Here is a 20,516-nt window from a genome sequence, read left to right as displayed (position 1 = left end):
GCATGCTGAACGTTTTGTGGATCGGCCGGGGCGCGCGGTGCGTGCGGAAGCTCCCGGTGGGGTCGTGAACCGGTCACGTCGGTGGCCACTCGGCCCCTCGCCTCGCCGGCAGTCCTCCGGCGCCTCACCCAGCCGGTCGCCTGTCGCCACCTGGACCCGCCGTCTGGCCGCCGCCACCAGCGTCGGCGTCCCACTCGCCCTCCTCGCCACCGCGTGGGGTCCGCTCACCACCGGCCACCCCGCCCACCTGCTCCTGCTGGCCGCGGTCATCGTCATCGGCACGACCGCGGCCGTCTGGCGGCGAGTCCCGCCATGGCTGGCCCTGGCGCTCACCGTCGTCCTCGTCGCCCCGCTGCTGTACCTCCAGCCGTTCGCGTCCACCCAGGACGGTGACGACGCGACGGTGCTCAGGCCGGACGGCCCGGTGCGCGCGGGACTCGTCTTCCACCCCGGCGCCAGGGTCGACCACCGCGCGTACGTCCCGCTGCTGCGCCGTGTTGCCGCACAGGGGTTCCTCGTCGTCGTGGTGAAGGAACCGCTGAACATCGCGCTGCTGGGCGGCGACACGGCACCACTGCGCGCCGAGCACCCCGAGGTGCCGGTGTGGGCGGTCGGCGGGCACTCCCTCGGCGGGGTCGCGGCGGCACGGGACGTCGCGGCGGACCCGGCCGTGCGGGGCCTGGTGCTGTGGGCGTCCTACCCGGTCGACGACCTGTCCGGCCGCGGCGGGCTCCGCGCGTGGTCGATCCGCGGCGAACGGGACGGCTTCACGACCCGGGAGGACGTCGAGGACTCCAGGGGCCTGCTGCCGGCGGACACGCGGTTCGAGGTGGTGCCGGGGGCCGTGCACGCGTTCTTCGGCGACTACGGCGACCAGCCGGGCGACGGTGTGCCGTCCGCCTCCCGCGACGACGCCCAGGAGAAGATCGTCGAGCTCACGGCGGCGGCACTCGGCGACCTAGCGGTCCACGCCGCGAACGGTGGCCATGGACGTGAGCCCTGACATCTCCAGCAACGGTGTGAGCAACGACGTCGCGACCACCTCGACGCGCTCGGCGTGCGCGAACAGCACGCTCATGCCGGCGCTGTCGATGTAGTGCACCTCGGTGAGGTCGATGACGAGAGGGCCCTTCGTGCCCGCAAGGGCCTTCTCGAAGGACTCGGTGTTGCTCAGGTCGATCTCACCCGTCACCTTGAGGACGGGCCTGCCCTGCGGGTCGGTGGTGGTGGTCAGGGTCAGTGGCGTCATGGGGAATCTTCACCTGCATCGTCACGGTGGTGCCGGTCGGGTCGGGGAGGATGGCGACTTCGTCCATCATGGTGTGCATGATCGTCGTACCGCGGCCGCGACTCGCGTCCGGCGGGGAGTTCGGTGTCTTCCACGTGCCGGTGTCCACCACGGTCACGTGCAGGTCGCTGTCGCCGACGGTCTCCAGGCGCAGCTGGACGGCCTGACGCGCCGCGTCCCGGTACGCGTGCTCGATGGCGTTCGCGGACGCCTCGCCGACGGCAACCAGGACGCGCTGGGCGTGGCCGGTGGAGAAGCCGCACTGGCGCAGCCACGTCCGCAGCTTGCCGCGGGCGCTCTGCAACTCGCCGGGTTCGGCCGGGAACGTCACCTCCAGCGGCGCGGGGTGCCGGTACAGCAGCAGGGCGACGTCGTCGTCGTAGCCACCGGACGGGGCGAGGGCCGCCATGATCTGGCCGGCCAGGTCCTCCAGGCCGTTCACGCGGCCTTCCTGGACGGCGTGCGCCGCCTTGTCGATGCCCTCGTTCAGCGAGCTGCTGCGGCGTTCGACGAGCCCGTCGGTGTAGGTGAGCAGCGTGGACCGAGGCGGCAGCACGCACTCCGCCTCCGTGCGCACCACGTCCAGCTTCACCGCCAGCGGGATGGAGCGTCCGCCTTCGAGCAGTTCGGTCGTGCCGTCCACCAGCGCGAGGATCGCGGGTGGATGCCCGGCGCTCGAGTAGACGAGGTGTCCGGTGTCCGGGTCGAGGACGCCGCAGAACACCGTGGTGCACAGGGCACCGGGGACACCGGCCGCGAACTGGTCCAGGGCCATCAGCGCGCGGGCCGGACTGATCTCCTGCAGGAGCAGGGCCCGGCACGCGCTGCGCAACTGGCCCATCACCGCAGCGGCGGAGAGCCCGCGGCCCACGCAGTCCCCGACGACGATGCCGATCCGCCCGTCCGGCAGGGCGAAGGTGTCGTACCAGTCGCCGCCGACCTCCAACGGGCGCGCGGCCGGTTCGTAGCGCACGGCGAACCCGCCGGGCAGGTGCGACGGGCCGAGGATCGCGCGCTGCAACGCGAGGGCCGTTTCCCGTTGCTGGTCGATCTGGCGGGCTCGGGCCAGGCCCTGCGTGAGGTGCCCCGCGAGCAGCGACAGCAGCAGCTCGTCCTGCTCCGTGAACTGGTTGCCGGGGTCCAGGCGCAGCAGGAGCACCATCGGCCCGTCGGGGTGCTCGACGGTGACGGCGATGCTGCCGTCCCCGGTGAACACCGGCATCAGCGCCGAGTGCTCGGTCAGCGCGGCGAGGATGTCGCGTTGCGGCCCGGGCAGGTCGGCCCAGCTGAGATCGGCGCCGCTGACGCGGGGAGCCGAGTCCCTGCCGAAGACGACGGCCAGGACCTGCTCGATCCGCCACAGGTTCTGGAGCTGCTCCAGCGCGCCGGTCAGCGCGTCGGTGGCGCTGGTCGCGCGGGACAGCCGCATGCTCATCTCGGCCAGCGCGGTCTCCCGCCTGCGGACGTGGTGTTCGGCGGTGGCGTCGCGGAACGTGCCGACGGTCACCGTCCGGCCGGTGTCGGGGTCGCGGGCGGGGTTCATGAGGGCGCTGATCCACACCCGCCTGCCGTCGCGGTGGGTGACGGGCAGGGTCCGCCCGCGCTGGTCGCGGCCCGCCTTCGCCTCGAGCGCCTCCGCGAACTGCCTGCGCGCCTCCGCGTCCGTGCGCTCGTCGGGCCACCACGGGTGCGGCACGGCGTACGGCAGACCCTCCGGCCCATAGCCGAGGATCTCGGTGAACGCCGCGTTGACCTCCACGACCGCGCCGTCCTCGTCGCAGACGAAGAACGCCTCCTGCAGCGAGTCGATCAACGCGTCGCGCCAGCGGGCGTGGCGTCCGCGCAGCCGGGCCAGGTCGACGTTCGCCCGCACCCGCGCGAGCAGGTCGGCCGCCGCGAACGGCTTGACGAGGTAGTCGTCCGCGCCCGCCCGCAGGCCTTCGCCCGAGGCCTCCTGCCCCGCGCGGGCGGACAGCAGCAGCACCGGGACGGCCATCGTGCGCTGGTCGGCCCGCAGGGCGGTGACCAGCGACAGGCCGTCCATCCGCGGCATCATCACGTCGCTGACGACGAGGTCCGGCGGGTGGGCACGAGCCGACTCCAGCGCGGCCACGCCGTCGTTGACGGCACGCACGTCGTACCCCGCCCTGAGCAGCAACCGGGTGAGGTACTCCCTCATGTCCGCGTTGTCGTCGGCCACCAGCACCGTGGCCGGGACCTCCGGCGCGGTGGCCGCGGCGGTGCCCGGCAGCAGGTCCTCGGCGGCGGCGCTCGCGTCCGGCAGCCAGCGCAGTGCCTCCTGCACGTACGGCGTGGAGATGTCGGACACCGCGGGGAGCCCGGTCTCCTGCGACAGCGTCCCGGCGGGCAGGTGCTCGGTGCCGAACGGCAGCTCGACGGTGAAGGTGGTGCCCTCGTCCACGGTGCTGTCGGCGTGGATGGTGCCGCCGTGCAGGTGCACGAGCTCCTGCACGAGCGCGAGCCCGATGCCGCTGCCCTCCTGCGACCGCGACCAGGTGTGCTCGATGCGGTGGAAGCGCTCGAACAACCGGCCGATCTCGTCCGGCGCCACCCCGACCCCGGTGTCGGCGACCGTCACGACCGCCTTGCCACCCGCCTCGCGGACGGACACGCGCACCGAACCGTCGATCGTGAACTTGAGGGCGTTGCTCAGCAGGTTGAGCACGACCTTCTCCCACAGGCCGAGGTCGACGTGCACCGGCCGCGGCAGGGGAGGGCAGTCGATCTCGAAGTCCAGCCCCGCCCTCTCGACGGCCGAGCGGAACACGCTGGCGAGCTCGGCGGTGGCCGCGGCGAGGTCGACGGGCTGGAACACCGCCTGCATGCGGCCCGCCTCGAGCCGGGAGAAGTCGAGCAGCGTGTTGACGAGCTTGCCGAGCCGCAACCCGTTGCGGTGGATGACCTCGAGCTCCTGGCCCGCCTGCGGGTCGCCCTGGGAGAGCCGGTCCCGCAGGTCCTGCACCGGGCCCATGATGAGCGTCAGCGGGGTGCGGAACTCGTGGCTGATGTTGGAGAAGAACGCGGTCTTGGCGCGGTCGAGCTCGGCGAGCTCCTCCGCACGTCGTTGCTGGGCGTGGAAGTCCCGAGCTCCCGCCACACCGGCGGCGAGGTGGCCCGCGACCAGTTCGACGAAACCGCGGTAGCCGTCGTCGAGCGGGCGGTGCCGGTTCAGGCCCGCCACCAGGAAGCCGTGCGGCACGCCGCCGGGCCGCTGCAACGGCACCACGAGAGCGCTGGTGGGAGGTCGTTCCCAGGCCCCGCCCGGCAGCCCGGTGATCCCGTCCAGGTCGACCACGGAGGACTCGCCCCGCCGCGCCGCCGCCACCGGCCACAGCGACTCGTCCGCGAGCGGGATGGCCGGGGGAGCCGCGGGGTGCTCCGCCATGGTCCCGGTGGCGCAGGCCAGGCGCGCGTGCCCGTCGTCGAAGAGGTAGGTGAGGGTGAACGGGAGGTCCCGCTGGTTGCCGTCGAGCTGGGCGCAGGCGTAGGACAGGACCTCCTGCTCCTCGCGCGCCACGCTCGGGTCGGAGCCGAGGTCGCGCAACGTCGCCATCCGCCGTTCGCCGATGACGCGTTCGGTCTCCTCGCTGACCACGCACAACATCCCCGCCACCGCGCCGCTCTCGTCGCGCAGCGGGCTGTAGGAGAACGTGTGGTGGCTCTCCTCGCTGTAGCCGGAGCGTTCGACGAACAGCAGCAGCGCCTCGTCCCAGGTCGCCCGCCCGGTGGTGAGCACGGTGTCGACCCTCGGCCCGATGTCGTCCCAGATCTCCGCCCACACCTGTGCCGCGGGCCTGCCGAGCGCCCAGGGGTACTTCCGGCCCAGCGAGTTGAGCCGATAGGCGTCGTTGCAGAAGAAGGTCAGCTCCGGTCCCCACGCCATCCACATGGAGAACCGGGACGACAGCAGGATGCCCACGGCGGTCTGCAGGCTCTGCGGCCAGCCGTCCGGAGGTCCGAGCGGGGTGGCCGCCCAGTCCACGGCGGCGAGGTCGCGCCCGATCTCCCCGCCCTCGGCGAACACGTCGGCGAGCCCGGGACGGTCCTCTCTGGACTCGATGTCGTCAGAGCGTGTCACCGACCGTCCTCTCGTCGCACCTCGCCGTGTCCCCGTCCAGAGTGCCCACGTTCGGCCTCGGCTGCACAACCAGTTGAAGTGATCTTGAGTGACGCAGCACACGACCGCTCTTGTTGAAGTTTCAATAGGAAAGGTGGACAGTGATATGTGAAATCTCAACAAGCTGGAGGCCTGGGATGGACACGGCGATCAGGCCGGCGGAGGTCCGCACGCGGGTGACGGTGCCCCTGCGGTTCCCGGACGGGTACGCCACCACGGCGGAGGTCTTCACCTTCACCGGGCTCGCGGACGGCCGCGAGCACCTCGCGCTCGCGCTGGGGGAGTGGCGGGCCGCGCTCGCCGCCGACGGTGCGCCGCTCGTGCGCCCGCACAGCGAGTGCCTCACCGGCGACGTGTTCGGCTCCGAGCGCTGCGACTGCGGGCCCCAGCTCCGCGAGGCGGTCGAGCGCATCGCCGCCGAGGGCGGCTTCCTGCTGTACCTGCGCCAGGAGGGCCGGGGCATCGGGCTGTACGCCAAGCTCGACGCCTACGCCCTGCAGGACGCGGGCCTCGACACCTACGAGGCGAACCTCGCGCTCGGCCGCGGGGAGGACGAGCGCGACTACTCGGCCGCCGCGCAGATGCTGCGGGCGCTGGGAGCCGAGCGGATCCGCCTGCTCAGCAACAACCCCGACAAGGCGCTGCAGCTCGACGCGCTCGGCATCCAGGTCGTCGGCCGCGTGCCGACCGGGGTGCACCTCACCGAGGCGAACGCCGCCTACCTGTCCGCGAAGGTCTCGCACACCCACCACACCCTCGCCCTCCCGGCGTGACTCCACAGAGGACCGAAATGCTGCTCGACTCCGCAGAGAAGAAGAACGCCGCCACCGACGTACCGGTGCACCCGCTGCTGTCGGCGCGGTGGAGCTCCCGCGCGTTCGACCCCGCCCACGAGCTCGCCGACGACCAGCTGACGGCGTTGCTGGAGGCGGCCCGGTGGGCGCCGAGCGCCTCGAACACGCAGCCGTGGCGGTTCGCCGTGGCCCGCCGCGGCACCGCGGAGCACGGTGCGGTGCTCGGCACCCTGGCCGGTGGCAACCAGGTCTGGGCGCGTGACGCGTCGGCACTGGTCGTCGTCGCGGCCAGGACGACGGGCACCGACGGTGCCGCACAGCCGTGGGCCGTCTACGACGCGGGCCAGGCCGTGGCCCACCTGTCCGTGCAGGCGCAGGCGGAAGGCCTTGCGGTGCACCAGATGGGCGGGTTCGACCGCGACGGGCTCACCTCCGTGCTCCCGGGCGACGTGACGCCACTCGTGGTCGTCGCCGTCGGCCTGCGCGACGAACCGACGCGTCTCGCCGAAAGCCTCGCCGAGCGCGAAACCGCGGCACGGGTGCGCTTGCCGCTCGACGCCCTGCTGCTCACCGTCCGGGCGTGAGCGCGCTTCCGCTGTCCGTCCGGCCCGCGGGAGGGGAGAATGGCGCCGTGACCGACGTTCGACCCGCCGCCGCGGAGCCGCGGTGGCTGACCGCCGCCGAGATGTCCACCTGGCTGACCATCACGCAGTTCATGATGTTGCTGCCCACCGCGCTGGACAGGCAGCTCCGCGACGACGCCGGCCTCACGCACGCCCACTACCGGATCCTCGCGATGCTCAGCGCCGAGGACGACGGCAGCATGCGCATGACGCAGCTCGCCCGCAAGACGGGCACCACCACGACGAGGCTCTCGCACGCGGTGTCCGCATTGGAGGAGCGCGGCTGGGTGCGGCGCCGCGCCTGCGCCACGGACAAGCGCGGCCTGGTCGCGGGACTCACCGCCGAAGGCCACGAGTTCCTGCGCGAGGCCGCGCCCGGCCACCTCGCCGAGGTCCGCAGGCTCGTCTTCGACCACCTGACCGAGGACGACGTCGCGCGCCTCGGGGAGATCACGGCGAAGCTCCTGCCGGCGCTGACCGACTGAGGTCCCGCACCCCCACCGGATTGCCCGTTCGGGCGCGGCGCCGTCGCACCCGGTATTGACAGCGATCGCATCGGCGGCTGACCATGGAAGCGCTCTCATAACCGGTCTGGACCATTACTCGGACCCGACGGTGGAGCATTCCCTGCACAAGGAGCCAGATGCGCACTCGAACGAAGTGGTTGAGCGCGCTCGCCGCAGTGGCGGCGACCGCGTCCGCGGTTATCGCGATGAACCCGGCACAGGCGATCGGTCCCGATCTGCTGCCGCTCAACGTCACCAACAACAGCGGCCGTTCCGAGGCCGTGCACCTGTACGTCCTCGGTACGGACATCCGCAACGGGCGTCTGGGGTACGTGAACCAGGCGGGGGCGTTCACGCCGTGGTCGCCGGGCGGCAACCCGCCCACGCCCGCGCCGGACGTGTCGATCGCTGGTCCCGGTCAGGGCGGCACGACCACCCTGCGCGTGCCGCGGTTCATCTCGGGCCGGGTGTACATGTCGTTCGGGGAGAAGTTGAAGTTCTTCCTGACGCCGGACGGCCTGGTGCAGCCGGCGCCGTGGGCGGGTGGCGACCCGAACAGCGGCATCCTGTTCGACTGGAGCGAGTTCACCTACAACGACGCGGGTCTGTGGCTCAACAGCTCGCAGGTGGACATGTTCGCGGTGCCGCACGCGGTCACCGTGACGGGCGCCAGTGGCGTCACGAAGAAGACCGGTGAGCTGAAGTCCGGCGGTCGTGACGCGGTGATCAACGGCATCCGCAACCAGGCCGGGTGGGGCGGGTCGATCATGTCCCGTTCGGACGGCACGGTGCTGCGCGTCCTCGCTCCGGGCAAGGCGGCGGACGTCGGCAACTTCGACCGCAACTACCTCGACCCGTACATCACGCAGGCGTGGAACTCCTACACGGGCAGGACTTTGACCGTGCAGCCGTTCGGCGACCGTCCGGACGTGAAGTACTTCGGCCGCACGTCGGGCAACACGATGAACTTCACGAACTCCGCCGGCCAGCAGGTGGCGTCGTTCGCGAAGCCGTCCACGGCCAACGTGTGGGGTTGCGACGGCGCGTTGCAGGCGCCCAACGACCAGGTGGTCGGCCCGATCGCCCGCACCCTGTGCGCCGCGCTGCACCGCACCACGCTGGACCGCATCACCACCCAGCCGGGCGGTGGCCCGGCGGACTTCTACCAGGGCGCGATCACCAACCACTACTCCCGGCTGGTGCACCAGAACATGGTGGACGGCAAGGCGTACGGGTTCGCGTTCGACGACGTGCAGGCCCAGGAGTCCCTGGTGCACGACGGCGACCCGCGCTCGGCGGGGATCGTCCTGACCCCGTTCAGCGGTGGCTCGACGCCTCCGCCGACCGGCAGCTTCAGCAGCATCGTCAGCGACTGGCACGGCAAGTGCATCGACGTGCCGAACTGGAACTTCGCCGACGGCCAGCGCCTGATCGTGTGGAACTGCACGGGGGGCACGAACCAGAAGTTCGAGTGGGTCAACGGCACGCTGCGCACCGAGAACAACAAGTGCGTGGACGTGGCGTGGGGTTCGACGGCCAACGGCGCGGCCGTGCAGATCGCGACCTGCTCGGGCAACCCGGCCCAGCAGTTCGTGCTGTCCGGTGCCGGTGACCTGGTGAACCCGCAGGCGAACAAGTGCGTGGACATCGCCGAGTGGAACCCGAACAACGACGCCGTCCTGCACATGTGGGACTGCGTCGGCGGCGCCAACCAGAAGTGGCACCGCGGCTGATCCCGCGGTCGACGCCCGCCTCGCGCCTGACGGTGCGGGGCGGGCGTTTCGCCGTCTAGGCGGGGAAGTGCGGCCGGAGGTTGGCGCCGAGAAGCCGGTCGAGCACGCGATCGGGCAGGAACCGGGCGAGGCGCAGCAGCACGCCGGCGTCGCGCCCGATGGTGTACCGGATGCGGGGCCGGCGGTCGGTCACGGCCTTGGCGATGCGCTCCGCCGCGTGCGCGGACGTCACCCCGGCCTTGGTGAAGGCGGCGACGTGCGACGGCAGCGCCCGCAGCAGAGGCCGGTAGAGGTCCTCCTGCTCCGGCGTGAGCTCGTCGGCGGCCGCGTGCAGGGCCGACGTACCGCGCGCGGCCATGTCGGTCTGCACGCCACCGGGTTCGACGATCACGACCGGCACGCCCTGGGGAGCCAGCTCCTGGCGCAGCGCGTCGCTGACCGCCTCCAGCGCGAACTTGGTGCCCGCATAGGGGCCGTAGCCCGCCATGGAGATCTTGCCGTTCATCGAGCTGATGTTCACGACACGGCCTTTACCGCGGCGCAACGCGGGCAGCAGGGCCTGGGTGACGGCGATGTGGCCGAAGAGGTTCACCTCGAACAGGTGCCGCCACTGGCTGAGTGGCGTGGCCTCGACCGGCCCGGCGCCGGGCACGCCCGCGTTGTTGACCAACGCGTGCAACGGCCGGCTCAGCGGGTCGCCGTCCACGCGCGCGACCAGTGCCGCGACGTGGTCCGGCTTCGTGATGTCGAGGACCACCGGCTCGACGCCCCCGGACCGGACGGCCTCGCCGTCGCTCTCCCGGCGAACACCGGCCAGCACGTGGAAACCCTGCCGTGCGAGCTCTCGCGCGGTCGCCGCGCCCATCCCGGTGGAGGCGCCGGTCACGACGACGAGCCGATTCTTGGATGACGTTGTCACCTCATCGAGGGTGCCCCTGTGAGATGACAATGTCAACACATTGGGATGACCCTGTCATCACACCTCGCTAAGCTGGGCGGCATGACCAGTCGTGCGGAGTCCGCTGCCGCCACCCGTCGTGCGCTGCTCGACGCGGCAGGCGAACTGCTCGACCTGGGTGGTCCGGAGGCGGTGACCCTGCGCGAGGTCGGTGGCCGTGTCGGCATGACCCGCGGCGCCCCCTACCGCCACTTCGCCGACAAGGAAGCGCTGCTGATCGCCGTCGGCACCCAGGCGTGGGAGCGACTCGCGGACACCGTCCGGACCCTCCGCTCCGACCCGGCGATCCCGCCGGCGGACAAACTGCGCGGCGCGCTCATCGCCCTCGTGGACGTCGGCCGCCGCCGGCCCCACCTCTTCCGGCTGATGTTCACCGACCTGCCGAGCGACCCGACCGCGCTGTACCGCGCGGCCCAGCCCAGCCACGACGACTTCGTGGCCATCCTCCTGGACCTGGTCGGCGAGCGGAACGCGCAGCGCTACGGCGCCCTGCTGATCGCGAGCGTGACCGGCATCGCCGGGATGGAGGTCGCCGACCACCTCAAGGGCGAGAAGTGGAACACCTCCGCCGAGGAGCTCGTCGACACCCTGGTGACGCTGATCGCCAACGCGGAGAGGTAGGCGCGACACGCCGGCCGGCCCCGGCCACATGTTCATATGGCTGAAACCAACGTGACGCCCGCGCGACCTACTGTCTGCTCATCCTCGACGAAATAGATCCCTTCATCGGAACGGCTGCCACCTCACTGCCCGCGGCGCAGGGTCTGGCGGCCACCTGGTGGTGGCCGAAAGCGCAGATCGGCAACACCCACCCCGGCGCGACGTCCCCGCTCGGCATGGTGTCCGCCTGCGCCTACTCCGGTGCCTATCCGACCGGGTACGGGCTCTACGCGAAGAACACCGAGGGGCAGCCGGAAGAGCTGTTCGAGCAGCTGCAGGCGTCCGGTTTCACCCACTTCCAGCAGTCCGGCACCGGCGCGATCCGCAAGTACTACAACTACGTGCGGGTGACCCCGATGGTGCAGCCGCTCGACGTCCTCGGCCAGGCCTGGCCGCTGCACGACGAGACCGCGCAGGCCGGCTACTACGCGGCCACCCTCGACACCGGCATCCGGTGCGAGGTCACGGTCGGCGCCAAGGTCGCCGTCCACCGGTACGTCTTCCCCGAGCACCGCAGCGCACGCGTCGTCGTCGACCTGTCGTGCGGCGGGCTGGCCATCGACCTCGGTCGCACGGTGCCGTTGCGGGCGCACGTGGAAAGCCTGGGCAACGGTCGTGCCCAGGGAACCGTGGTCGTCGAAGGCGTGCCGCTGTCGGTGTACATCAGGGTCGACAGCCCCGGCTGGCGGCAGATGCTCTGGCACGACCGCCGGCTGATCGAGGGCGGCACGCGGCTCGACTTCGACCGCATCCGGCAGACCACGCTGCGCCCGTTCGGGATGCTCTACATGGGCCCCACCAGCGCCGGGCAGGCCGTCGAGATCCAGATCGGGTTCTCCCTGCGCGGCTGCGACCAGGCCAGGGAGAACCTGTACCGCGAATGCGGCGACCGGACGGCCTCGTTCGACGTCGTCCGGGCGCAGACCGAGGACCGGTGGCGCGACCACGTGGGCCGGGTGGAGGTCGAGGGCGGCTCACCCGCGAGGCGGCAGGTGTTCGCGACGGCCCTGTACCACTCGCTGATCAAACCGTGCTTCGCCGACGACGAGAGCCCGTTCTGGCCGTCCTCCGGGCCGTTCGTGTTCGACATCTGCACGATGTGGGACATCTACAAGACCCAGCTGCCGTTGCTCATGGCCCTCTTCCCCGGCAAGGCGGTCGACCTCCTCGAGTCGCTGATCCGGGTTTGCGAGGAGGAGGGCAACTTCCCGATCGGCTACCGGATGGCCCGCGGTGCGGACAGGTTCTTCCGGCAGGCGAGCGCGCTGGTCCACACCGCGCTGGCCGACGTGCACGCCCTCGGCCTCGGCGACCTCGACTGGACCTGGGCGCTGGTGCACATGTACGACGACCTGCGCCGGATGTACGGCGAGGACTTCTACGAGCACGGCGTCGTGCACCCGATCTCGCACACGCTCGACCTCGCCTACGCCGCCCACTGCACGGCCGGCGTCGCCCGCAGCCTGAACGACGTCCAGCTCGCCGACGACCTCGACGCGCGGAGCCGCCTGTGGTCCAACGCGTTCGACCCGGACACCGGCCTGCTCGTCGACTCGTCGTTCTACGAGGGCGGCAAGTGGAACTACTCGTTCCGGCTGCTGCACGACATGGCCGCGCGCATCGCGATGGTCGGCGGGAACGACGCCTTCGTCCGCACGCTCGACGCGTTCTTCGGCTACGGCGCCCCGCGGGTGGCGCAGCCCGGCAAGCGGCCCGGTTCGGCGGAGATGGCGGCCGGGTACCTGCTGAACCGGTTCGAGGGGCTCAACAACGAGCCGGACATGGAAGCGCCGTGGTCCTACCACTACGCGGCGCGGCCGGACCGGACGGCCGAGATCGTGCACGCGGCGCTGACGTGGCAGTTCGGCACCGGTCGCGGAGGGCTGCCCGGCAACGACGACTCGGGCGGGCTGAGCTCCTGGTACGTGTGGGCCTCGCTCGGCCTGTTCCCGGTCGCCGGGCAGAACCTGTTCCTCGTCAACGCGCCCGCCTTCAGCCACGCCACCCTGCACCTCGGGGACCGCGACTTCGTGGTCGAGACGCGCGGGCACCGCGAGACCTCCATCAGCTCCGACGGGCTGGAGGAGAACCCGCCACCGCAGTACGTGCAGTCCGCCCGGCTGAACGGCAGACCACTGGACGCGGCGCACCTGCGCGCCACCGACGTCCACGCCGGCGGCCGGCTGGTGCTCGAACTCGGCCCGCAGCCCTCGGAATGGGGACGCAAGATCCTGCCGCCATCGGTGTCCGACCCGCTCGGAAAGGGGGCTCGCACATGAGCAGGCCGAACCGCCGTCTCGTCATCGTCGTCCGGGCCGACCCGGTCATCTGCGGCCACTCGGGAGAGGCCCGCAACCTGGCGGAGGTCGCGCTCACCCGCGGCTTCGACGACGTCCGGCTGCTGACCTGGCCGATACCCGTGCTCCAGGCGGCGGGTCTGCCGCTCAAGCCGCTGGACGGGATCCTGCCCTACAGCGAGGGCATCACCGTGGAGCGGCCCGAACCGGTCGGCGACTACCGGGTGCCCGACGGCCGGTTCCAGGCCGGGCTGACCGGACGCCTGGTCGAACTGCTCGCCGAGCAGGTCCCGACCACGTGCGTGTCGATGTACCTCGCTCCGCACGACGCCGTGGTGCGCGACGCCGTCGACGCGGCCCGCGCGGCCGGCTACGCACCGGACGTCCACACCATCGCGAAGGCGGTCGGCTCGGACGTGACCAACGTGATCCGCTCGTGCCTGCGCGAGGGGCGGTTCGGCGCGGCGGTGGTCCTGTTCACCCGGTTCCTCGCCAACGACGAGGTGATCGCGGTGTCGGAGTACACCAAGCAGGAGATCATCGCGTGCGCGGAGGCCGTCGACGCGCACTGCGGCACCCGGTTCGCCCGCCAGTGCGCGCGCCGGATCACGGTCAGCTACCCGCCGATCGACACCTCGGCGTACCTCGACCTCGACCCGGCGGTCGTGGACGCCGCCCTGCGGCGACGCGGCCTGGAACGCGACGGGTACGTGCTGTTCCTGTCGCGCGTGACCAGGGCCAAAGGGATCTACGACCTCGTGGACGCGTTCGCGAGGAGCCAGGCGCGGTCACGGCTCAAGCTCGTGGTCGCTGGCAACGGCCCCGAACTCGACCACCTCCGCGAGATCACCCGGGACGACGACCGCATCGTCTTCCTCACCGACGTGGAGGACGAGGAGAAGCCGCTGCTGATGAACGGCTGCGCCGTGTACGCGCTGCCGACCAAGCCCGAACCGGACTTCGTCGAGACCTTCGGCATCGCGCTGACCGAGAAGATGCTCGCGGGCGGCGGGCCGGTGATCACGACCACCACCGGGGGCGTCGGCGAGGCGGTCGGCGGGACGGCCATCTTCGTCGAGGCGGGGAACGCCGCCGACATCGCCGCCGCGATCGACCGGGTCGTGCTCGACATGTCGGCCGGCGAACGGCAGCTCATGGCGGACAAGGCCCGCGAGCACGCCCTGTCCTTCGACCGCGTCCGCGTGTTCGACGGCCTCTTCGCCACGTCCGACCCGGCTGTCGCCCTGACGGGGTGAACGCGGGCGGGTCCGCGGCTGGCGTGTCCACAGTGGACTGAATCACGCGCGGCCGCTCGCCGGCTCCGGCGTGGTGCGGGACTGGAGTTCGCCCCGAGCAGGTCCTTGACCAAGTGGTGCCGTGCGCGGCAATGTGCTGTGCGGAAAGCGGTTCCCAGGGGGTGGTCGTGGCACGGCCGAACGCGTTGGTGGTCCGCGGTGGGTGGGAAGGCCACCACCCGGTGGAGGCCACCGAGTTGTTCATCCCCTACTTGGAGCACAACGGCTACGCCGTGCGGGTCGAGGAGTCGACCGAGGTGTACGCCGACGCCGCCGAGATGGCGCGCACGGACCTGATCGTGCAGTGCGTGACGATGTCGGAGATCACCGCCGGCCAACTGGCGGGGCTGCGCGCGGCGGTCGAGGCCGGTACCGGTCTCACCGGCTGGCACGGGGGCATCGCGGACTCGTTCCGCGCGTCGTCGGACTACCTGCACCTGGTGGGCGGCCAGTTCGTCACGCATCCGGGCAAGGAGCCGTGCGCACGCACGGGCGGGCAGGAGGACAACTACCTGCCGCACACCGTGACCATCACCGCGCTGGGCCGGGAGCACCCGATCACCGCGGGCGTCGAGGACTTCGAGCTCGTCACCGAGCAGTACTGGGTGCTGCACGACGACCTGGTCGACGTGCTGGCCACCACGACCCATCCGACCCGGCCGTGGCACCCGTGGCACCGCCCGGTCACCTGCCCGGCGATCTGGACCCGCCGGTGGGGCGCCGGGCGGATCGTGGTGACGACGCCGGGCCACAGCCTGGACGTGCTGGCGCATCCCGGTGTCCGCACCGTCATCACGAGGGGGATGTCGTGGGCGACCCGCACCGCGTCGGCATCGTAGGTCTCGGGTTCATCTCCCGCGCCTACCTGAGCACACTCCACGGCCACCCGGCGGTGCGCGTCACCGCGGTCGCCGACCTCGACACCGCCCGGTCGAGCGCGGTCGCGGCCGAGTTCCCCGGCACCGAGGCGGTCAGCGTCGAGCGCCTGCTCGGCGGGGCGGAGGTCGACACGGTCCTCAACCTCACCGTTCCCGCGGCTCACGCCGAGATCTCCCTCCGCGCGGTCGACGCCGGCAAGAACGTGTTCGTCGAGAAGCCGCTCGCCGTCACGTTCCCGGACGGACGGGCGGTCGTCGAGCGGGCCGCCGCGGCCGGTGTCCTGGTCGGCTGCGCACCGGACACCGTTCTCGGCACGGGCACGCAGACCGCGCGGGCGGCGATCGACAGCGGGCTCATCGGCCGCCCGCTCTCCGCCTCGGCCGTGATGGTCACGCCGGGCCACGAACGCTGGCACCCCGACCCGGACTTCTACTACATCGCGGGCGGCGGTCCGTTGCTGGACATGGGGCCGTACTACATCACCGCGCTGATCCACCTGCTCGGCCCGGTGCGTGCGGTGATCGGCGCCGCCGCCCGCCTGCGCACCGAGCGCGTCATCGGTTCCGGTGTGCGCGCGGGCAGTCGAATCCCGGTCGAGGTCGACACCCACGTCTCCGGCGTGCTCGAACACACCAACGGCGCGCTCTCGACCATCACGACCAGTTTCGACGGCGTGGCCACCACCGCCGCGCCGATCGAGGTGCACGGCGAACTCGGCACGCTCGCGGTCCCCGACCCGAACCACTTCGACGGCGACACCCGCCTGTTCCCGCTCGGCGGCACCGGCTGGCGCACCCTTGCGCCGAGCGCGGGCTACACCGGCGCGGGACGGGGAGTCGGCCTGCTCGACCTCGTCGCCGCCGGAGGGCAACGGGCCCCGCGCGCCGGCGGCGAGCTCGCGCTGCACGTGCTCGAGACGATGACCGCCGTGCTCCGGGCGGCGGACGAGGGGCGGCGGGTGGAGCTGACCACCACGGTGGAGCGGCCGTCGCCGGTGCCCCTCACGTCCGTGGACGAAGTGGTTCCGCAGCCCTTCGCCTGATCACGCGCGGCCCTGCGGCTCGCCCGTCAGGCCGTGCGGATCCTCGGGTCGGCCCGCGGTGTCGGGGTGGAGCCCATCACCGGACCGGTCAGGACCGCCGTGCCCGACGACACGGGCGCCGACCTGGTCGAGGTCAGCACGGTGGTGCCGTCGAGTTCCGGGTCACCAGCCGCACGTCCAGCACCAGCGGTTCGGCCGGGCGGTCGCCGCCGTCGACGAGGGCGAGCAGGCGGTCGACGGCGTGGGTGGCCTTGCCGACGATGTCCTGGGCGATGGTCGTCAGCTTCGGCGTGATGTAGGCGCTGATGTCGAGGTCGTCGAAGCCGACCACCGACACCTGGCCGGGGACGTCGACGCCCGCCTCGAGCATGCCCTCGATGATGCCGATCGCCAGGATGTCGGCGGTCGCGAACACGGCGGTCGCGTCCGGGTGGGTGTCGAGCCAGCGCCTGCCCAGCGCGACGCCGTTGTCGTGCGTGGTGTTGAGAGTCTCGACAGGACAGTCCGCTGTGGACAGTCCGGCTTCCTCGAAGGCCTTCTGGAAGCCCAGGAAGCGTTCGTGGACGACGCCGACGTCGGTGAACGACGGACCGGCGAACACGATCCTGCGGTGCCCCAGGGACAGCAGGTGCCCTGCGGCGAGGCGGGCGCCGGTGAAGTCGTCCGAGCGCACGCCCGTGGTGAGCGGGTTGGCGGAGTAGCTGTCGATCGCGAGGACCGGGGTGGCGCCGGTGACCTGGCGGCGCAGGCCCGCGATCTCCTCGTCCAGGAAGCCCAGCAGCACCGCGCCGTCGAGGCTCCACGAGCGCAGCGCCTCGCCGATCTCGGACGTGTCGGCCACGCCGCGCAGCAGCAGGTGGTAGCCGCGCTTGCGGAGCCTGCGCTCGATCTGGCCGATGATCGCGATGTTGTGCGGGCTGATCGCCAGGCTGTCCTCGTCGGCGGCGGGCACCAGCAGGCCGACCAGGCGGGACTGGTTGGCGGCGAGGCTGCGGGCCGACGCGCTGGGCACGTAGCCGCGTTCGTCGATGATCCGGCGCACGCGCTCGATGGTCTCGGTCGAGACCCGCGCGCTCTTGCCGTTGATCACGTTGGACACGGTCATCACGCTGACGCCCGCCGCCTCCGCGATGTCCTTCAAGGTGACCCGCAAGAGCTGCCCCTCCGAATTCCGTCGTTGACACCTTTCGTGCCGGAGGCTAGCTTTCCACACCACGCAGATGTAGCGCTATACCTAACCTGATCAGCGATGATCGGCGGGTCGTCGCGCGTCTGGACTCGACTGAGGGGAGTTACGCCGTGACGACGGACCTGCCACCGCCCTGGTGGCGTGGCGCGGTGATCTACCAGATCTACCCGCGCAGCTTCGCCGACGCGGGCGGCGACGGGACCGGTGACCTCGCCGGCGTGCGCGCCCGCCTCGGCCACCTGCGCGACCTGGGTGTCGACGCCATCTGGTTCACGCCCTGGTACCTCTCGCCGATGGCCGACGGCGGCTACGACGTGGCCGACTACCGCGCCATCGACCCCGCCTTCGGCACCCTGGCCGACGCCGAGGTGCTCATCGCCGACGCCGCCGCGCTGGGCATCCGCACGATCGTCGACGTGGTCCCGAACCACGTCTCCAGCGACCACGCCTGGTTCCGGCAGGCGTTGGCCGCGGGCCCGGGATCCCCTGAGCGCGAACGCTTCTGGTTCCGGGAAGGCCGGGGCGAGAACGGCGAGCTGCCCCCGACGAACTGGCGGTCGAGCTTCGCGGGCGGTACCTGGACCCGCGTGCCCGACGGCCAGTGGTACCTGCACCTGTTCGCGCCCGAGCAGCCCGACCTGAACTGGAACCACCCCGACGTGCGGCGCGAGCACGAGGACGTGCTGCGGTTCTGGTTCGACCGCGGGGTGGCGGGCATCCGCGTCGACTCGGCGTCCATGCCGGTCAAGGACCCCGCGCTGCCCGAGGTGCCGGAGACCTACGCGGCGGGCGAGCACCCGTTCGTCGACCGCGACGAGCTCCACGACATCTACCGCGGCTGGCGCGCCGTCGCCGACTCCTACGACGAGCCCCGCGTGCTGGTCGGCGAGGTGTGGCTGGACGACCAGAAGCGCTTCGCCCGCTACCTGCGGCCCGACGAGATGCACTCGGCGTTCAACTTCGACTTCATGGGCCGCCCCTGGGACGCCAAGGAGCTGCGCGACTCCATAGCGTCCACTTTGGACGCGCACGCGCCCGTCGGGGCGCCCGCCACGTGGGTGCTGTCGAACCACGACGTGACCCGCCCGGTGACCCGGTACGGCCGCGCCGAGACGTCCTTCTCCTTCCTGGCCAAGCGGTTCGGCGAACCGACCGACCTGGAGCTGGGGGAGCGGCGGGCGCGGGCCGCGGCGCTGCTGACGGCGGCGCTGCCCGGCGCGCTCTACCTGTACCAGGGCGACGAGCTCGGGTTGCCCGAGGTCGAGGACCTGCCCCTGGAGGTGCTGCAGGACCCGATGCACTTCCGGTCCGAGGGCGTCGACCCCGGCCGTGACGGGTGCCGCGTGCCGCTGCCGTGGACGCGCGAGGGGCGCTCGTACGGCTTCGGGCCGGAGGACGGGGAACCGGCCTGGTTGCCGCAACCCGCCGGGTGGGGCGAGCTGTCGGTGGAGGCGCAGCGGGACGACCCGGGGTCGATGCTGTCGCTGTACCGGGCGGCTCTGGCGGTGCGCCGCGAGGAGGCGGGACTGCGCGGGGAGTCCTTCGACTGGGTCGACCTGGGGCCGGACGCGATCGCGTTCCGCCGGGACGACGTGGTGTGCGTGGTCAACTTCGGGCCCGATCCGCTCGTGTTGCCGCCGCACCAGGAGGTGCTGCTGACGAGCACCGCGCTCGGGGGCACGTCGCCCTCCACCACCCTGCCCACCGACGCCGCCGCGTGGCTGCGCGCGTAGTTCCTCTGGAGAGACAATGAAGTCCCACCGTCTGACAGCCGCCGCCCTCGCCCTGCCCCTGGCGCTCACCGCGTGCGGCTCCAGCCCCGACGACGAGCTCAACGCCGAGGGCAAGGTGGTCCTCACCGTGGCCATGGACGCCGGGCTCGAGGCCAAGGCGATCGAGGCGTTCAACGCCCGCGTGGCCCAGTTCGAGCAGGCCAACCCCGACGTCGACGTCAAGCCGCAGGAGTACACCTGGACGGCGGCGACGTTCACCGCGCAGCTCGCGGGCGGTACCGCGCCGGACGTGCTGACCGTGCCGTTCACCGACGGGCGCGGGCTGATCGAGCGCCAGCAGATCGCCGACATCAGCGGGCGGGTCGCGGCCCTGCCGTACGCGTCGGGGCTCAACCCGACCGTCGCCAAGGCCGGGCAGTCGGCCGACGGCAAGCAGTGGGCCGTGCCGATCGCCGCGTACGGCCAGGCGTTGCACTACAACCGCACGCTGTTCACCCAGGCCGGGCTCGACCCGGACAAGCCGCCGACGACCTGGGCGGAGGTCCGCTCGGCCGCGAAGCAGATCACCGAACGCACGGGTCAGGCCGGCTACGCGCAGATGACGCAGGGCAACACCGGCGGGTGGATCCTCACCACGCTCGACTACGCGTTCGGCGGGCGCACCGAGAAGCTGAACGGCGAGACCGCCGAGGCGACCGTCGACACGCCGGAGATGACCGAGGTCCTGACCACGTTGCGCGCCATGCGCTGGGACGACGACTCCATGGGCGCCAACTTCCTCTACGACTGGGCGGGCATCAACCAGGACTTCGCCGCCGGCCGCATCGGCATGTACGTCTCGGGTGGCGGCAACTACGGCAACCTCGTCACCCAGAACGGCCTCAAGCCCGCCGACTACGGCGTGGCCGCGCTCCCGCTGGCGGACAAGCCCGACGCGGGTGTGCTCGGGGGCGGGACGCTCGCCGTCGTCAGCTCGAACACGGGGGAGCGGGGCAAGGACGCCGCCGTGAAGTGGATCGACTTCTACTACATGGGCAAGCTCACGAACCAGGACGCCGCGGTGGCGGACGCCAAGACGTTGGCGGACACCAAGCAGCCCGTCGGCGTGCCCGCGCTGCCGGTCGTGGACCGCGCCACCTACGACAAGCAGCAGGAGTGGGTCAAGCAGTACGTGAACGTGCCACTGGGACAGATGAAGCCCTACACCGACGCGATGTTCGACCAGCCGCTCGTCACCGAGCCGACCAGGTCGACCCAGGAGGTCTACAAGATCCTGGACACGACGGTGCAGGCGCTGCTGACCGACCGGGGCGCCGACGTCGCCGCGCTGCTGAAGAAGGCCGACGCGGACGCGCAGGCCACGATGGGCAGGGGCTGAGCG

Annotated in this window: 16 protein-coding genes; 12 read left to right on the top strand and 4 right to left on the bottom strand. The window is 71.7% G+C overall.

Translation table 11 applies throughout. From position 1 onward, the window contains the following. The first annotated feature begins 64 nt into the window (after positions 1-64). Positions 65-1,003 (top strand): alpha/beta hydrolase, encoded by a 939-nt coding sequence (locus ND450_RS11420; protein ID WP_253326116.1) that lies wholly within the window; start codon positions 65-67, stop codon positions 1,001-1,003. Here ND450_RS11420 and ND450_RS11415 read toward each other — a convergent pair. Together ND450_RS11415 and ND450_RS11410 are read right to left on the bottom strand one after the other, a co-directional pair. Next, a complete protein-coding gene (locus ND450_RS11415; protein ID WP_253326115.1) occupies positions 959-1,249 on the bottom strand; it encodes an STAS domain-containing protein in 291 nt (96 codons plus the stop codon). The genes ND450_RS11420 and ND450_RS11415 overlap by 45 nt on opposite strands. After that, positions 1,182-5,387 (bottom strand): SpoIIE family protein phosphatase, encoded by a 4,206-nt coding sequence (locus ND450_RS11410; protein ID WP_253326114.1) that lies wholly within the window; start codon positions 5,385-5,387, stop codon positions 1,182-1,184. Before ND450_RS11410 ends, ND450_RS11415 begins: the two co-directional genes overlap by 68 nt. A gap of 176 nt (positions 5,388-5,563) precedes the next feature. Here ND450_RS11410 and ribA point away from each other — a divergent pair, with 176 nt between their 5' ends. The 4 genes from ribA to ND450_RS11390 all read left to right on the top strand — a co-directional run bounded on the left by ribA (position 5,564) and on the right by ND450_RS11390 (position 9,082). Next, positions 5,564-6,199, top strand: a complete 636-nt coding sequence (ribA, locus tag ND450_RS11405; RefSeq protein ID WP_253326113.1) for a GTP cyclohydrolase II — start codon at positions 5,564-5,566, stop codon at positions 6,197-6,199. A gap of 17 nt (positions 6,200-6,216) precedes the next feature. After that, positions 6,217-6,804, top strand: a complete 588-nt coding sequence (locus tag ND450_RS11400) for a nitroreductase family protein (RefSeq protein WP_253326112.1) — start codon at positions 6,217-6,219, stop codon at positions 6,802-6,804. Positions 6,805-6,851: 47 nt separating this feature from the next. Next, positions 6,852-7,328: a MarR family winged helix-turn-helix transcriptional regulator gene (locus ND450_RS11395; RefSeq protein ID WP_218159675.1), complete on the top strand. Its 477-nt coding sequence runs from the start codon at positions 6,852-6,854 to the stop codon at positions 7,326-7,328. Positions 7,329-7,486: 158 nt separating this feature from the next. Beyond that, positions 7,487-9,082, top strand: a complete 1,596-nt coding sequence (locus ND450_RS11390) for a beta-1,3-glucanase family protein (protein WP_253326111.1) — start codon at positions 7,487-7,489, stop codon at positions 9,080-9,082. Positions 9,083-9,137: 55 nt separating this feature from the next. On the opposite strand, the gene ND450_RS11385 is transcribed toward ND450_RS11390, so the two are convergent. After that, complete coding sequence (locus ND450_RS11385; RefSeq protein WP_253326110.1) at positions 9,138-10,001, bottom strand: SDR family oxidoreductase; 864 nt, start codon at positions 9,999-10,001, stop codon at positions 9,138-9,140. An 81-nt stretch (positions 10,002-10,082) separates the two neighbouring features. On the opposite strand from ND450_RS11385, the gene ND450_RS11380 reads away from it, so the two are divergent. The 5 genes from ND450_RS11380 to ND450_RS11360 all read left to right on the top strand — a co-directional run bounded on the left by ND450_RS11380 (position 10,083) and on the right by ND450_RS11360 (position 16,213). Further along, positions 10,083-10,661 carry a TetR/AcrR family transcriptional regulator gene (locus ND450_RS11380; protein WP_253326109.1) on the top strand — a complete coding sequence of 193 codons (579 nt, stop codon included), beginning with the start codon at positions 10,083-10,085 and terminating at the stop codon, positions 10,659-10,661. Between the two features lie 74 nt (positions 10,662-10,735). Next, positions 10,736-12,979 (top strand): glycoside hydrolase domain-containing protein, encoded by a 2,244-nt coding sequence (locus tag ND450_RS11375; protein ID WP_371927762.1) that lies wholly within the window; start codon positions 10,736-10,738, stop codon positions 12,977-12,979. Then, entirely contained in the window at positions 12,976-14,253 is a 1,278-nt protein-coding gene (locus tag ND450_RS11370) for a glycosyltransferase (protein WP_253326108.1), read from the top strand. The genes ND450_RS11375 and ND450_RS11370 overlap by 4 nt, the downstream gene beginning before the upstream one ends. Before the next feature lie 167 nt (positions 14,254-14,420). Next, entirely contained in the window at positions 14,421-15,131 is a 711-nt protein-coding gene (locus ND450_RS11365; protein WP_253326107.1) for a ThuA domain-containing protein, read from the top strand. After that, the gene (locus tag ND450_RS11360; RefSeq protein ID WP_253326106.1) at positions 15,101-16,213 is read left to right on the top strand and encodes a Gfo/Idh/MocA family protein; all 1,113 of its coding nucleotides are present in this window, start codon (positions 15,101-15,103) and stop codon (positions 16,211-16,213) included. Before ND450_RS11365 ends, ND450_RS11360 begins: the two co-directional genes overlap by 31 nt. 133 nt (positions 16,214-16,346) lie before the next feature. Here ND450_RS11360 and ND450_RS11355 read toward each other — a convergent pair whose 3' ends face one another. Further along, complete coding sequence (locus ND450_RS11355; RefSeq protein ID WP_253326105.1) at positions 16,347-17,366, bottom strand: LacI family DNA-binding transcriptional regulator; 1,020 nt, start codon at positions 17,364-17,366, stop codon at positions 16,347-16,349. A gap of 146 nt (positions 17,367-17,512) precedes the next feature. Between ND450_RS11355 and ND450_RS11350 the strand changes: the two genes are divergently transcribed. Both ND450_RS11350 and ND450_RS11345 read left to right on the top strand, forming a co-directional pair. Then, positions 17,513-19,135, top strand: coding sequence for a glycoside hydrolase family 13 protein (locus ND450_RS11350; RefSeq protein ID WP_253326104.1), 1,623 nt, complete (start codon positions 17,513-17,515; stop codon positions 19,133-19,135). Positions 19,136-19,151: 16 nt separating this feature from the next. Next, the gene (locus ND450_RS11345; protein WP_253326103.1) at positions 19,152-20,513 is read left to right on the top strand and encodes an ABC transporter substrate-binding protein; all 1,362 of its coding nucleotides are present in this window, start codon (positions 19,152-19,154) and stop codon (positions 20,511-20,513) included. Positions 20,514-20,516 lie beyond the last annotated feature (3 nt).

The sequence above is a fragment of the Lentzea sp. HUAS12 genome, assembly GCF_024125735.1.
GTDB classification, from domain to species: Bacteria; Actinomycetota; Actinomycetes; order Mycobacteriales; family Pseudonocardiaceae; genus Lentzea; species Lentzea albida.
Note: the sequence above shows the minus strand (reverse complement) of the source record. Positions and strands in the feature narration are given on the sequence as shown.